The organism is Cyanobacterium sp. T60_A2020_053 (assembly GCA_015272165.1).
Taxonomy (GTDB): Bacteria; Cyanobacteriota; Cyanobacteriia; order Cyanobacteriales; family Cyanobacteriaceae; genus Cyanobacterium.
Map to the genome: position 1 here is coordinate 142,156 of JACYMF010000008.1, position 14,846 is coordinate 157,001.

Here is a 14,846-nt window from a genome sequence, read left to right on the forward strand (position 1 = left end):
ATTTATTTAGCAGACTCTAATTTTTAATTTTATTGCCAATGCCTTGTAATATGCCCTTACCAATTAAGCCAATACCTTTACCGAGAATTTCCGTCAAAATATATACTAATGCCTTACCGAAAATATCAGCTAAAGATTTAGCGCCCCTCGCCAAACTATCTACTAATTCGATTAAAATAGTTACTAACCAAGGCAATCCTTGTAATTGTTTTAACTCTTCTTGGCGAGGATGACTAAGATTAGTTTTGACGATACCTTGATAAGCAAAAGTTAATAAAGGGTATTCATCTTCAAAAATATTACGGGGGTTTTGCCAATATTTTTCTCGGCGATATTTCCAACCTAAATTATTACGAAACATAGCTATTTTTCGAGATGATTTCCATTCGGGTTTTAATAAGTTATGTTTAATATCAGCATATTCTATTAACTCATTTAAAATATATTGCATCACACTAAGAGCCACTACATTTAGAGCATTTTCTGTTAAGATTAATTCTATTTCTTCTCCATCTTTACTACCATAAGCATAAACTTGATAGTCGATCAAAAAGTTTTCTTCTTTGACTAAATAATTTAATAATTGCTCAAATAAAGGTATTTTAATTAGTTGATTGTCAATGATAAATTGACTATAGTTAGTAATACTTGTTTTTAAATTAATGTCATTTTCTGGTTTTGATTGATCCCAATAAATTTCTAAATATTTGAGGGCGCTACTTTGCCATAATTCTTTAATAACTATTAACTTTCTCTGGTTAATTTCTTCTACAGTTAAATTAAGGCTAGTTAAATCTTTTATTAATAGTCTTAATTCTTTTAAAATTAATAAAAATAATTCTTTTTTTATATTGTCTAATAAAATATCAGTTTCTAAAATTAAATCAGTACAATTTGATAAAGAACCATTAATTTTTTCTTTAATAATATCCCTCGATAACGTAATCTCACTCTTGTTTATCGTTAATTTACCTGTTGTTTTTGTCTTTTCTTGATTATTTTCCGTTGATTCTCGTTCTTGACTATTATTAGTTATGGAGGGGAGGGCGCTGGAATTATTAGTAGGTGAAACTTGCTTAACTAACCAGCGCACGAGCCGTAATTCTCTCCGTCTGCCTTGCCAAAAAATAATATCGATAGCTGATAAATTTTGCTGTTTTAAATAATAGTTAATTTCATTAATATTTTTATCGATTTCTCTTAAACCTAACTGACATTGACCAGATAACCAACCCCAAAATAATGGAGTATTTTTGATTTGACTGGAACGAAAATAAGTACCGCCACTAGCACAAATTTTAATAGCTTTAATCAACTCATCAGCATCACCACTTCTCAGGCAACAACCCTTAACATTATCAATATTCTCTAAAGTTTCATTACTACCCGAAGATGTAATCAACAGCATTGGTAAATCAGGATATTTGAGGCGCAGTTTTCGACCTAAAGCCTGTAAATCACTGACCTTATCTGGATTCAAAGCTAAATCAAGGGAAATTAATAATAAATTAATAACTTGAGCTTTTTCCTGCTCTAAAAGAGGAAAAATATCAGCAAATTTTCCTTGAGCAATAATGGAAATGTTAGAGTTAACTTGTCCTTGAATTAAGGCAATTAGACCCAAACGAACAATCAAATCATCATCGAAAATAAGTAAATTAATTTTAGCATCATTAGTCATGATTAATTTTGATTACTATAACCGAAAAAATCAACCCGATAATTAGTTACCTTTACCCCTGTTTTTGTTTCAATTTCTGCAATTATTTCCGAAGGTAATTCTACACAAACATTAATAATTTTATTGGTATCAATAACGTTAACATGACTGAGTTTATCCGTAACACTACCATATAAGCGCCCGTCGTGTCGATCAACACACTCGATAATACCATGACTAGACAATGCTTCAAGATTTTGATATACCGAAGTATGACCAATATGCTTACCCTGTTGACTTAAAAGATCATAAACTTGTTTAGCGGATAAATGCTCTTGTGTTGACCACAACAATTGTAGGATAAATCTCCTTTGACGAGATAACCGCATCCCTAATTCTTGACAGCGATGTAGGGCATCAGCTAAGGAGCGAATTGACTGGGTTTTTGCTCCCTGTTGTTCCATATTTCGGTATTTTTCCTCTGATTTTTTGATAATTTCTAAAGTCATTATATATCCACTTAACTCAGTTCGAGATAAAATTATTGGTTAACGTGGCAGAAAAAATGACATTAATAAACATTTCCAGAAAATAATATTGTGTTATGGTATTTCCAGCTTCTAGCCTAATTTTAGGAAAGGTTGGACTTATTACATTAGGATTTCGTTAATTAATTACAAATAAATTAAAAAAAATTACTATTGGGTTATGCTTTGGCACTTCTCAACCTACAAACTCATTCAACTATGAAGCAAAACGGTATCGAAATTGAAAAACTAAATTTTAGTTGGCATAGCCAAGCGCCCGTCATCCAATCCTGTAGTCTAAAAGTACCACAAGGAGAATTTTGGATGTTATTAGGAGATAATGGCTGTGGTAAATCAACCCTTTTGAGACTAATTGCCCAAGTATTAGAAGCGGATGAAGGCACCATTAAAACAGAAAAACCCCTTGGCTTCGTCTTCCAAAACCCCGATCACCAATTAGTAATGCCCACCGTGGCCGCCGACATCGCCTTTGGCTTAGTATCGGAAAAATTGAACCCTGCCGAAATAAAAATGAGAGTAAAAGAGGCATTAACCGCCGTTAACCTTTTACCCCTCGAAAGAAGACCAATTTATGCCCTCAGTGGTGGGCAAAAACAACGTATCGCCATTGCGGGCGCCATCGCGCGCCACTGCCAAGTATTGCTATTAGACGAACCCAGCGCCCTCCTCGATCCGGATAGCCAAATCGAATTAGTAGCATTAGTCCAAAAAATTGTCAAAGAAAGAGGGATAACCGCCCTTTGGGTAACGCACCGCCTCGAAGAATTAGCCTACGCTGATGGTTACTTTTTACTGAAAAATGGTCAAGTTGCCCAGCAAGGCAACCCCCAAGACTTAATTGCTAATTTGTCAAAGTAGCTACAGCGACAAAGTTAAATTTTTGTTAAAATTTATGCTTATAAAGAAAAATGAACACCTTAAAATCAGGATATATGCAAAAAAATGATTTCTATCTCTTCTCAAACTATCTTATTGGTAGATGGTTACAACATCATCGGCACCTGGAACAACCTTAAACAAGTCAGAGACGAAAACGGCTTAGAATCCGCCCGTCAAACTCTCCTTGATACCCTCGTTAACTATACAGGGTATAAATCCCTAGAAACCAAAGTAGTATTTGATTCCTACTATCAAAATACCCCTAGTTATCAAGAAAAATATAGCGACTCCGTTTCCATTCACTACACATCCTATCGAGAAACAGCTGACACCTATATCGAAAAATACTGTGCCAACTTTCGCAGAAAAAATCCCCATACCTCCACCAGAATTATGGTGGCAACTTCTGATCAAGCTCAACGTCATACAGTAGTAGGTTATGGTGCTGAGTGGATTTCTGCTCAAAAACTAGCCCAAGAAGTTCACGATACGAAAAAAAGAAATAAACGCAACCATCGCCACCGAAGCAAGTCTCAGGGGCGCTTTTTATTTGCTTCCCTCGATGCGGAAACTCAACAAGCGCTCTCACAAATGCGTTTTGGGATAAAATAACTTGACAATCCTTTAACTTCAGTTAGCCATGATTTCCTCCTCTGAATATATCTTAGATGCCCATAATTTAAGTAAAAGTTTTGGCGGTTTAAAAGCCGTTGATAATGCCCAAATTAAGGTAAAACGGGGAGGAATTACGGGGTTAATTGGACCGAATGGCGCCGGTAAAAGTACCCTTTTTAATCTTCTTGCCAATTTTATTCTCCCTGATCAAGGTACAGTTATTTTTAATGGGGAAAGTGTCAATAAAATGCCCCCTCATCGCATCGCCAGAAGGGGTTTTATCCGTACATTTCAAGTAGCGCGCGTCTTATCTCGCCTAACGGTATTAGAAAATATGCTCCTTGCCAATCAAGAGCAAAAGGGTGAAAAAATTTGGTCAGTATTAATCCAACCTCGTCAAATTAAACTACAGGAAAAAGCTAATCGAGAAAAAGCCTTAACTATTCTTGAATCTGTGGGCTTACTCGAAAAAGCCTATGATTATGCCGGGGCGCTATCGGGAGGGCAAAGAAAACTTCTCGAAATGGCGCGCACTTTAATGACTGACCCTAAATTAATTCTATTAGATGAACCAGCCGCCGGAGTCAATCCGACCCTAATTAATCAAATTTGTGAACATATTGTTAATTGGAATCAGCAAGGCATTTCTTTTTTAATTATTGAGCATAATATGGACGTGATTATGTCATTATGTGATCACGTTTGGGTATTGGCTGAAGGGCGCAATCTTGCTGATGGTACACCCCAAGAAATCCAAACCAACGATCAAGTTTTAGATGCTTACTTAGGAGGCTAGACATAAACTTTAAGAACTTTTTGGCAAACATTAATGGCTCATTTAGGTATTTAACTGACGTTACGCACAATAAACCTTAAAATATTAATTTTGCACGAGAATTTAGTTTATCTCATTTTAGATTGTAACTGGATTTTTCATCAAAAAAACATGATTATGCACATTTTTGGATAATTTTATTATTGTCTCAAACCTGATGAATTAATGTTTCTGATTTATGTAGTAAACCCTATTTACAATTTAATCCCTAAAACTTGAGTATAAGCGCCCCTCGCCTGTGTTACCCCAATAGTGCGTTGAGAAGCCTCAATCATGGGGCGGCGCAGACTAACCACAATAAATTGAGCTAATTTTGCTTGAGTTTGAATCATTTTTGATAATTTTTCCACGTTAGCGCCATCCAGAAACATATCCACTTCATCAAAGGCATAAAAAGGGGAAGGACGGTATCTTTGTAAAGCAAAAATAAAACTTAAAGCCGTCAAAGATTTTTCTCCTCCGGACATGGAACTTAACCGAGTAACTGGTTTTCCTTTGGGGTGCGCTACTAAAGTTAAGCCACCATTAAAAGGGTTATTTTCATCTTCTAATTTTAAATAACCATCTCCTTCTGAAAGAGTTGCAAAAATTGTTTTAAAATTTTCATTCACTGCGATAAATGCTTCACTAAATGCTCTTAATCTTAAAGTGGTAAAGTTTTCTACCCTTAATAATAACTCTGTTCTTTCTCCTTGTAAAGTAGCTAATTTTTCTGATAATTCTGTCAATCTTTCTTGATTTTTTTCATATTCTTCTAAAGCTAACATATTTACCGGTTCAAGCGCTTCTAAACGTTTACGGGCGCTGTTAATTTCTTTTTTAATTTGTTCTAATTGCTCTTGTAAATTATCGAAAATAATTTTACTATTATCCGCAGTGATTTCTTCACTATCATTCACTAGATAAGGTATTTCAGGGATGGGTTGTGGTAATTCAGGGATAATTTCTTGGATTTCCGTTTGAATTTGACTTAATTTAGTTTGATTTTCTTGATGTTGTAATATCAATTTTTCTATGTGCCATACTAATTTTTGTTGCTCATTTTCTAACCTTTTGACTTCTTTTTCTTCTTGATCTCTTTGCTGTTTAACTTCAGTTAATTTTTCTGCTAGTTGTTGAAATTTTTGCTCATATTTAACAATTTCTTCACTAATATTATCTATTTTTTCTAAATTAGATGTAAATTGCTGATTTAGTTCAATATCTTCCCGTTGTAACTTATCTTTATTAGTCTGAATTTGAGCTAACTTATCTTGAAAGTTGATAATCTGATTAGTTGATTTTTCTAAATGTTTTTCAGCATCAATTAAAAGGTTTTGATTTTTCTCTAACACTTTTTCTTGCTCTTGAATTTCTGTTTGTAAATCATGCCACTGCTGATTATCATAACTAGATTCTAAAATCTCTAATGCTTCTTGTCTTTCTATTAATTCAGCTTGTAAGAAAGGAATACTTTGCTGTAAATTAGCTAAGTCTTGTTGACTGCTAACTAATGATTGATAATTATGCCCCGTGGCAATAATAATTTTTTCTTTTTCTTCTTGTAAACGATTAATTTCTTTCTGCCATTGCTCTAAATAATATTGTTTTTTTTGCCGATTTTGACGGGCTTGATCAAGGTCATTTGTGGACTGCTTTATTTTTTGCGTATTTTGTGCTATTTTAAAATTAAACTGGGATATTATTGTCTCAATTTCTTGAATACGTTGATACAACAAATCAACTTCATGGGAATCAGTAACTCCCACCTTGCCAAAACGAAGGGAGTTACGGCGGTTGATACTACCACCAGTCAGCGCCCCTGACACTTCCAATAACTCCCCGTCTAGGGTAACAATTCTTTCCTGACCGAGAAAGGGACGGGCGCTGTTTAAGTCACGGAAAACCACGGTACTACCAAAAACATAACCGAAAATATCATCGTATTTTTCGTCACAACTTATCAAATTAAGGGCTAAATCAATGTAGCCCACAGCTTCAATGATACCCTGGGAAGGGTTGTAAATACGAGGGGATTTAATCTTATTGAGAGGTAAAAAGGTTGCCCTTCCTGCCTTCTCTTGCTTGAGTAATTTTATCCCTGCCGAGGCGATGGAGTCATCTTCCACCACAATAAAGCCCAAGCGCCCTCCACCGGCAATCTCAAGGGCTAATTGATAAGCAGTTTCTACTTGCCCTAATTGTGCCACTAAGCCACAAACACCGGGTAAATCGGAATTAAGGATAAGTTTAGTAGCGAGACTGCCTTGTACTTCCTGTTGTGCCTGTTTGGTAGCTTCGATTTTATCCAATTGTCTTTGTTTGTCTCTTTGTTCCACATTGAGGCGCTGGATAGTTTCTTGACTGAGATTGTTTTCGGTTTCAAAGGCGCTGATTTTTTGGGCAAGGGATTGGATTTCCAGTTCCAGCGCCCCTACCTCTTGCTCAAAATTGGGTTGTTGTAATAATTTTGCGTTAATTTCGTTGTCTAAATGGGCTAAAATTTGGTTATCGTTGGTGATAGTTTTTTCTAATTGTTGACAACGTTCTTTTAATAGGGCTTCTTGAGTTATTTTGGGATTTAACTGTTCTTGTATTTGTTTGATTTCTTGATTCAAGATAGTTTGTTGATTTAACCATGCTTGAGATTGAGAGGCAATAGCTTGAGATGTTTCTTTTAGTTCATTAATGTGACTTCTTAAAGTTTGATTTTCTAGGCTTAATGGTGGGATGGTTTCTTTATTTAGGATTAATTTTTCTTCTTCAATTACGGTTAATTGCTGTTGATAATTTTTTTCCTCCTTTTCTATTTGTTGATAATTACTTTGTTTGTCACTAATTAATTTAGCTAAATCTTGGTTAGTTTTAGTTAATTGTTGTCGTTTAGCTTTTTGGGTAGCTAAGTGGGAAGCAATGGTGATTTGTTCTTCTTCTCCTAATGCTTTCACTTCTTGATTTAATTTTTCTAAACGGTGAAGGGCGCTGGTTATATTCTCTTGAGTTATATTTAATTTATTTTGGCATTGTTGCTGTTCATTATCAAGGTAAATTAACTGCTCATTAACCTGTTTTTCTTGTGCCTGTAGATAACGCCAATTAATTACTATTGAACATTGTTGCTTTTCTTGAATTTTATTTTTTAATTTTTGATACTTCAAGGCTTTTTCTGAATCTTGCTTCAACTTTTCCCCATATAAAAATAACTCTTGAGCAATGATATGACACTTTTCTTCCCTTTCCTTTACCGCATCTAAAGTTACTCTAGTTTGATTAATTTTACGATCAAATTCTGCTACCCCTGCCAACTCATCAATTATCTCTCTTCTTTCCTTACTATTCATGGTTATAATGCGAGTGACATCTCCCTGTAAAACCACATTATAACCTTCAGGATAAATCCGTAAACGATTCAATTCACTTTGTAACTCAGTGGCGGTGCAGGGTTGCTCATTAACATAAAAAGTGGAAGCATAACTACCATTTTTAGTAACTCTTAAACGACGAGTTATTTTTAACTCTGTTAGAGATTGAAGATTAAGTTTATCTTGCTCATTATCTATATTTTCTAGGTCATTTTGCCAATCAGAAATATCAAAAGTAACTGAAACAATAGTTTCTAATTTACCTTTATTAGAATTATTAGTATTATTAATTAAATCAGGTAAACGATCCGCTCGCATCCCCTTAGAACTAGCTAAACCTAAACAAAATAAAAGCGCATCTAAAATGTTTGATTTTCCTGAACCATTGGGACCAGAAATGACAGTAAAGCCCGGTAAAAAAGGGATAGAATTACTACCACCAAAAGACTTAAAACGGGATAATTCTACTCGTTTAACATAGACCATAATTAATTATTAACCACAGAAAATATACTTAGAAGCACCTAGAAACATAATATATTATGCCCTAATTCTGATGCAGATGATTTGAAAATCAGAATTTTTTATTATTAAGTAGTTGATAATGTCAACTCTACCAAATTAATTCTAAATCTAAAGTAAAATTAATTAAGACTTTTTCTCCTGATAAAGTTTGAGGATGATCTAAAATCTCTGTAGTTTGATTCTCTCGATAGATTTCAACTTGCTGATTTTTACAATTAATTAACCAACCTAATTTAGTGCCATTGTCCATATATTCTTTCATCTTATCTTGAGTAGTTTTGAGGTTATCACTAGGAGACATCAATTCGATGATAAAGTCAGGACAAATATGAGCAAATTTTTCTTTTTCCATGTCAGGAATTAACCGCCATTTAGCTAAGGGAATCCAAGAGACATCTGGTGATCTAATGGCATTATTTGGTAATATAAAACCAGCAGAAGAGTCAAAAACGATACCTGATTTATCTTGATTATTCCATAACCATAATTGAGCAATAATTCCGGCATTTCGATTACTGCTTATATCTCCCACTGGAGTCATAATTAATAATTCTCCTTGATAGTTTTTTTCAAATTTAAGATTACGATTATTAAGGCATAATTGGTAAAATTGCTCATTACTAATATTTAAAGATTGGCAGTCAATAGTTAAGGTTGTCATAGTTTTAATCTCTGTCAAAAGGGCAAAGGTAAATTTAAAGATCGCTTAAACTAGCAATAAATTTATTTATGTTTTAAAAGACAAAATTTTAAATTCTCTATTTTTTGATAAATTTACTAATAATTACCAAATTAATTCTAAATCTAAAGTAAAATCAACTAGGATGTTTTCTCCCGATAAAGTTGGAGGATAATCTAGAATTTCTGTAGTTTGATTCTCTCGATAAATTTCAACTTGGTGATTTTTACGATTAATTAACCAACCTAATCTAGTGCCATTGTCCATATATTCTTTCATCTTGTCTTGAGTAGTTTTGAGGTTATCACTAGGTGACATCAATTCGATAACAAAGTCAGGACAAATATGAGCAAATTTTTCTTTTTCTACGTCGGGAATTAATTGCCATTTCGCTAAGGAAATCCAAGAAGCATCTGGTGATCTAATGGCATTATTTGGTAATATAAAACCAGCAGAAGAGTCAAAAACGATACCTGATTTATCTTGATTATTCCATAACCATAATTGAGCAATAATTCCGGCATTTCGATTACTGCTTATATCTCCCACTGGAGTCATAATTAATAATTCTCCTTGATAGTTTTTTTCAAATTTAAGATTACGATTATTAAGGCATAATTGATAAAATTGTTCGTTGCTAATATTTAAAGATTGGCAGTCAATAGTTAAGGTTTTCATTATTTTAATTTTGATAAATTTACTAATAATAGCTAAATAAATTAGACATGGGCTATATTTGGGATAGAAGATCAATATACGATAAAAAATACTATTTTTTGAAGAAGTATATTCTTAATATAATGTAAAATTAAATAGAACTTTTTTTTCCTAATAAACTTTTAGAATGATATAATATTTATGCAGTTTTGACTTTTTGAGTAAATTGTAGTCAATTATAGCAAATGTGATATTTTAGGAGTAAATTATGGGCGCTTTTAATCCTTGGGTTACACCGCTTAATTTGTTAACCAGAGAGACTTTAATTACGGGAGGGGCGCTGGAATATGAAGATTTCCTTTGTGATGTGGATACTTTGGGATGTTTATTATACACTTTATTTCAAGAGCATTGGCAAGATACCCAAGTGGGTCATGTGGTGGAAGGTAGTGTTTTAGAGTTAGAGTTAACTAAACCGCCGAAAGTTTGTATTATCTACGACGGTTATTTAACGGTGATGACGGAATCTTGGCATTTACACCTGTGTTTAGAGGAAAATAGTGGCGGACCAGATGGCAAAACTCCCCTATCATTAAGGCAACAAAGAGTTGTTAATCGGGCTTCTTTTTATCGCCGTTTTAATGAAAAAAATCAGCCTCGTAGTTGGGGTATTCAATTTTGGAATGGTGCTGGGGAAAAAATGATGAATATTTTTTTACCTAATCCTTTCGTTGATGAAGATGATAATTTATTACCTGAAAATAAACCAAATTTAGCTAAGTTGGCTTTATATGAGGAGTTGAGGGATATTTATGTCCTGGGTAAAAAACCGATTCCCTATAGCGCTAATCCTCTGAAAAAACCTTATATCTCAGTATGTAGAGGAGGGCGCTGTAATCCGGGGCAAGTTTGGCAACCAATTTTTGATACGTTACAAGAGGAAGTCGAAAAAGCAGAAATTGATGTGACAGTGAAAACTTCAGGCTGTTTGGAGGTGTGTAAGATGGGCGCTGTGGTTTTTTATTCAGGAGATAAAACTTGGTACACAAGAGTTACACCAGAGGTGGCTAAGGAGATTGTTAAGCAACATTTAGGGGAGGGTGAAAAAATCACTGAGCATATTTACCCGGCTATTTATACCAAATAGGCTCTCTTCAATCAATAACAAGATAGAATTATCGAGAGTTTGGCAGTGCTACCAGATTAAAAAAAAAGCAAGGTGACATTATTTAAACAAAAATAGTCTTAAAAAGAGAAGTTAATAGATACTACCATGAGATGACCATAATTGTTAACTTTTCACTGCCCTGACGACTCCATTTTTTCTGCAATCTCTTTTGGATAGTGTGGAGGTGCGCCCTCCACCGTTTTTAAGAGCTTAGATAGAGAGAAGTTCTTTGCTCCATTTAAGTTAAAATAGAATTAATCTTCACTCCTAGTGTAGTTTAAACTTTATTTATCTATATTATATTTATTATTTTTATTAACTTACTAACATGAGTCACCATCAGAGCTTAGTCTCGGCAGAATGGCTCAAAGATAACCTTGATAATCCTGATGTGAAAATCATTGATTGTCGGTTTCGTCTCCCAGATGCAAACTGGGGTTATCAACATTATTCCCATAGCCATATCAAAAATGCTTATTATTTAGATTTGAATAATGACCTTTCTGGTTGTGTTTCTACCCACGGGGGAAGGCATCCTCTCCCAGACTGCCAGTTATTAGCTAAAAAATTCGAGGGTATTGGTATCGTCAAAAATCTTACCACTGTGGTAGTTTATGATGATTCTCGTTTTGCTTTCAGCGCCCGTCTCTGGTGGCTATTACGTTATTTAGGACACCAAAAAGTATTTCTCCTTGATGGCGGTTGGCAGGGTTGGCAAACACTGGCTTATCCTTGTGATAATGTTACCCCCCCATCTTCCAAAGGAGATTTTTCCCCTAGCCCTAATGCTGATTGGCTGGTGGATAAAGTAACAGTAGAAAAGGCTCAAAGCATTGAAAACATTGGGATTATTGATGCGCGCGCCCCTGCACGCTATGGGGGGGAAGTTGAACCAATTGATCCTATTGCTGGAAGTATTCCCACGGCTTTGAATTTGTTTTGGCAGGAAAATAGCACTGCTGAGGGCTTTTTAAAATCCCCTTCGGAATTAGCACAAATTTGGCAACCTTATGAATCTTATCAAGAATTAATTCTCTATTGTGGTTCTGGGGTGACGGCTTGTGTTAATTTTTTTGTCCTTGAGCAACTTGGCTACGGTAATTGTAAATTATATACTGGTGGTTGGAGTGATTGGTGTTCTTATTTAGTTCCTCAATCTTAATCTGTAACCTGTTAGTATTATTAATTATTTATATCTAAAATTTTATTATTAATTACCCTAAAATTATTATGTTTAAATGTTTTTTGCACAGGGTGAAGGGCGCTGTATTTTTCTGATAAATTGATAATTATTTCTTTTTTATCATTAAGATAATTGTAACATTAGTTACCAACAATTTAATCATAAATTGTTGTATTTTTCGATGCTTTTTTCTAAATTATTATTTCCAATTAAAGGTAAGACAAAACACAAAAATTGTGTTATCACTAAATAAGTAAACCTAGACTAATTAACCATTAGCTCTGTTATAATAAACTAGCTATAACTACAAAAATTAATTATATATCTTCTAAAAACTAAAAGTATAAGAGCTATTTAAAATCCTATTTAAAAATTCACCATCATTATATTTAGAGACAACAATAAACTAAGTTACTTAGTTTATTTACTAAATAAATATGTCTATTAATTTAAAATTACTCTTATTTTTTATTTAAAATATCGATCTTTTTTCTATATACTTTAATGAATTATCTGAACTTTATTATGAATAGTTTTAACTTAAATAATGGCAAATATAGTATTAATAATAACTATAATAATTTTGATAGCTTAGAACGGGAAATAGATTCAGAAGAAGAGAGGGAAATAAATATTAATAATATTCCCACTTTAAATCCTCGACCTCAATTAATTCCCCGCCCAGAGTATAATCCTGATGAGCGCGCGCCCAATACAACTATTATTGCTCCCAATTCTGAAATTAATCATACGAATCATTACAACTATGTCAATAACGTTAATCATAGTAGTAGTCAAAAACGTTTAAGAGATCGCATTTCCATTTTTGTGGACGGTAATAATATGTTTTATGCCCAACAAAAAAACGGCTGGTTTTTTGATCCTCGTAAAGTAATTGATTATTTTTCTGAAGAATCAGGTTTTATGCTCATCAATGCTTTTTGGTACACCGGTTTAAAAGATTCTCAAGATCAAAGGGGATTTCGAGATGCGCTGATTAGTTTGGGTTATACAGTTAGAACAAAAATACTAAAAGAGTATTATGATGATAGTTCGGGACGGTTTTCACAGAAAGCCAATTTAGATATTGAAATAGTGGTGGATATGTTTAACACAGTAGATCAATATGATCGAGTGGTCTTATTTAGCGGTGATGGGGATTTTGAGCGCGCTATTGAGTTACTGAGGTCAAAAAATACTCATATTACCGTGGTTTCTACGGAGGGGATGATCGCACGAGAGTTACGCAATGCCACAGATCGTTATTTAGATTTAAACGAAATCCGTAATTGTATTGAGAAGAAGGACTTTTAATTGATAATGGATAATTATACCTGAAACCTGCCCTTATAAAGCATTCTTATATTAAGTTCGGATAATTAGTTATAAAAGATTATATCTTCGCAATTGACCCACCGTGTAATGAATTACACGGAACCAACAGTATTCCGTTCAATAAATTGAACTAAGATGCTGATATTACTAATTTGTAAGTGTTCAAACGAACTTGATATTACATCAAACTGAGGAGATTTTGCGTATTTTTAAATAATTATAGTATATATTAACTATTATCAATTAACACTTCTGAGTTTATTCAGCAAACCCTAATTAGTTTAGTCGTTTTTTACTATCAATTGTCCATTGCCCGTTAGCCTTTTTCTTTTTGATCATCAATTAAAGTAGCTTCTATTTCCTGTTGATAATTAAGATTATTTTGTTGAAAAACTTGGTTAATGAAACCTAATTGTTGTAATGATAAATGGGCAACTTCTTTCACTTCAGGGTCTGGATCATGGTGTGCAGTTTGTAAAATTAGGGGCTGTATTTGGGTTACTAATTCATACAATTTTGTAATATCTCGAATAGCATTTTTTCTAACCTCCCCTTGTTCATCTTGTAAGGAAATAATTAACGCTTCATTAATTGGTTTTAAAGTATTAAAAGCAATTTGAGAAATGGCTTCTAAAATTAGAGCTTTTTCCCTTGAGTTACCTTTAGCCATAATATCCAATAACGGTTGAATAGCGCGAGAATCAGCGCCCGTCGCCAAACGCCAAATTATCTTATTTCGGTCATTACCGTTGACTTGTAACAGTTGTCTAATTAGGTTTTTAGTTTCGTCAGAATGATCGATATTTTCTTCTAATTCTGGCTTAATTCTTTGGACTAATTGACCTGAAGAAGATGCTAATTGAGTAGATTTATTAGTAAGTTTAATCACAGAAGAAGAAGATAGAGATTCTGTTTTTCTTTCTCGATATTTTATTTTTTTATTGTCAGATAAGTTAATTAACCTTAAACTAATAATTATCAAAGTAACTGCCATTAAAATAATTAAGAAAATTACCCCTATTAATAAAATGGTAAAAAGAGAATTATTTTCTAATAAATCATTAGAATTACTTCGAGCTAAAATATTTTGAATATTATTAATAGCTTGTTGGGCATAAAAATCATCAGGGCGATGACTTAAAGCGGTATTGAAGTATTCCAGCGCCCTCCCGTATTCTTTATTCCTCGTTGCTTCATAACCTTTTTGCATATTTTCATCATAAAGGATGATTTTTTCCTGAGTTGACGGGGTTAGAGGTGCCGTATTTTGGGCTATGGCTAACGGTGACGGGCGCTGGATGAATATTAAGATTAGTAGGGTAAGTAATTTCATATTTAGTGCAAAGGAAAGGGAGACAGGGAGAAGGGGAAGCAGGGGGAGAAAGGGAAGCAGGGGGAGAAAGGGAAGCAGGGGGAGAATT

Annotated in this window: 12 protein-coding genes; 6 read left to right on the forward strand and 6 right to left on the reverse strand. The window is 33.8% G+C overall.

All coding sequences use genetic code 11. From position 1 onward, the window contains the following. Positions 1-16 precede the first annotated feature (16 nt). The gene (locus IGQ45_01190) at positions 17-1,681 is read right to left on the reverse strand and encodes a DUF3685 domain-containing protein (protein MBF2055841.1); all 1,665 of its coding nucleotides are present in this window, start codon (positions 1,679-1,681) and stop codon (positions 17-19) included. 2 nt (positions 1,682-1,683) lie between these two features. Next, entirely contained in the window at positions 1,684-2,124 is a 441-nt protein-coding gene (locus IGQ45_01195) for a transcriptional repressor (protein ID MBF2055842.1), read from the reverse strand. 282 nt (positions 2,125-2,406) lie between these two features. Between IGQ45_01195 and IGQ45_01200 the strand changes: the two genes are divergently transcribed. The 3 genes from IGQ45_01200 (at position 2,407) to IGQ45_01210 (ending at position 4,498) form a co-directional block, all read left to right on the forward strand. Then, positions 2,407-3,066 (forward strand): ABC transporter ATP-binding protein, encoded by a 660-nt coding sequence (locus tag IGQ45_01200; GenBank protein MBF2055843.1) that lies wholly within the window; start codon positions 2,407-2,409, stop codon positions 3,064-3,066. An 84-nt stretch (positions 3,067-3,150) separates the two neighbouring features. Further along, positions 3,151-3,699, forward strand: coding sequence for an NYN domain-containing protein (locus IGQ45_01205; GenBank protein ID MBF2055844.1), 549 nt, complete (start codon positions 3,151-3,153; stop codon positions 3,697-3,699). A 28-nt stretch (positions 3,700-3,727) separates the two neighbouring features. Further along, positions 3,728-4,498, forward strand: coding sequence for an ABC transporter ATP-binding protein (locus IGQ45_01210; GenBank protein MBF2055845.1), 771 nt, complete (start codon positions 3,728-3,730; stop codon positions 4,496-4,498). 233 nt (positions 4,499-4,731) lie between these two features. On the opposite strand, the gene smc is transcribed toward IGQ45_01210, so the two are convergent. The 3 genes from smc to IGQ45_01225 form a co-directional block, all read right to left on the reverse strand. After that, a complete protein-coding gene (gene smc / locus IGQ45_01215) occupies positions 4,732-8,364 on the reverse strand; it encodes a chromosome segregation protein SMC (protein ID MBF2055846.1) in 3,633 nt (1,210 codons plus the stop codon). A 127-nt stretch (positions 8,365-8,491) separates the two neighbouring features. Then, positions 8,492-9,064, reverse strand: coding sequence for a Uma2 family endonuclease (locus tag IGQ45_01220; GenBank protein ID MBF2055847.1), 573 nt, complete (start codon positions 9,062-9,064; stop codon positions 8,492-8,494). A 123-nt stretch (positions 9,065-9,187) separates the two neighbouring features. Beyond that, positions 9,188-9,760 (reverse strand): Uma2 family endonuclease, encoded by a 573-nt coding sequence (locus tag IGQ45_01225; GenBank protein MBF2055848.1) that lies wholly within the window; start codon positions 9,758-9,760, stop codon positions 9,188-9,190. Between the two features lie 247 nt (positions 9,761-10,007). Here IGQ45_01225 and IGQ45_01230 point away from each other — a divergent pair, with 247 nt between their 5' ends. From IGQ45_01230 to IGQ45_01240, 3 genes are all read left to right on the forward strand, one after another. Continuing rightward, a complete protein-coding gene (locus tag IGQ45_01230; GenBank protein ID MBF2055849.1) occupies positions 10,008-10,886 on the forward strand; it encodes a (2Fe-2S) ferredoxin domain-containing protein in 879 nt (292 codons plus the stop codon). Between the two features lie 349 nt (positions 10,887-11,235). Continuing rightward, positions 11,236-12,069 carry a sulfurtransferase gene (locus IGQ45_01235; protein ID MBF2055850.1) on the forward strand — a complete coding sequence of 278 codons (834 nt, stop codon included), beginning with the start codon at positions 11,236-11,238 and terminating at the stop codon, positions 12,067-12,069. 546 nt (positions 12,070-12,615) lie between these two features. Beyond that, complete coding sequence (locus IGQ45_01240; GenBank protein ID MBF2055851.1) at positions 12,616-13,404, forward strand: NYN domain-containing protein; 789 nt, start codon at positions 12,616-12,618, stop codon at positions 13,402-13,404. Positions 13,405-13,741: 337 nt separating this feature from the next. On the opposite strand, the gene IGQ45_01245 is transcribed toward IGQ45_01240, so the two are convergent. Continuing rightward, entirely contained in the window at positions 13,742-14,758 is a 1,017-nt protein-coding gene (locus IGQ45_01245; protein MBF2055852.1) for a HEAT repeat domain-containing protein, read from the reverse strand. Positions 14,759-14,846: the final 88 nt, after the last annotated feature.

Excerpts from the sequence above, each read along its gene's own strand:
- IGQ45_01190 (MBF2055841.1), bottom strand. The coding sequence starts at position 1,681 with ATGACTAATGATGCTAAAATTAATTTACTTATTTTCGATGATGATTTG.
- IGQ45_01195 (MBF2055842.1), bottom strand. The coding sequence starts at position 2,124 with ATGGAACAACAGGGAGCAAAAACCCAGTCAATTCGCTCCTTAGCTGAT.
- IGQ45_01200 (MBF2055843.1), top strand. The coding sequence starts at position 2,407 with ATGAAGCAAAACGGTATCGAAATTGAAAAACTAAATTTTAGTTGGCAT.
- IGQ45_01205 (MBF2055844.1), top strand. The coding sequence starts at position 3,151 with ATGATTTCTATCTCTTCTCAAACTATCTTATTGGTAGATGGTTACAAC.
- IGQ45_01210 (MBF2055845.1), top strand. The coding sequence starts at position 3,728 with ATGATTTCCTCCTCTGAATATATCTTAGATGCCCATAATTTAAGTAAA.
- smc (MBF2055846.1), bottom strand. The coding sequence starts at position 8,364 with ATGGTCTATGTTAAACGAGTAGAATTATCCCGTTTTAAGTCTTTTGGT.
- IGQ45_01220 (MBF2055847.1), bottom strand. The coding sequence starts at position 9,064 with ATGACAACCTTAACTATTGACTGCCAATCTTTAAATATTAGTAATGAG.
- IGQ45_01225 (MBF2055848.1), bottom strand. The coding sequence starts at position 9,760 with ATGAAAACCTTAACTATTGACTGCCAATCTTTAAATATTAGCAACGAA.
- IGQ45_01230 (MBF2055849.1), top strand. The coding sequence starts at position 10,008 with ATGGGCGCTTTTAATCCTTGGGTTACACCGCTTAATTTGTTAACCAGA.
- IGQ45_01235 (MBF2055850.1), top strand. The coding sequence starts at position 11,236 with ATGAGTCACCATCAGAGCTTAGTCTCGGCAGAATGGCTCAAAGATAAC.
- IGQ45_01240 (MBF2055851.1), top strand. The coding sequence starts at position 12,616 with ATGAATAGTTTTAACTTAAATAATGGCAAATATAGTATTAATAATAAC.
- IGQ45_01245 (MBF2055852.1), bottom strand. The coding sequence starts at position 14,758 with ATGAAATTACTTACCCTACTAATCTTAATATTCATCCAGCGCCCGTCA.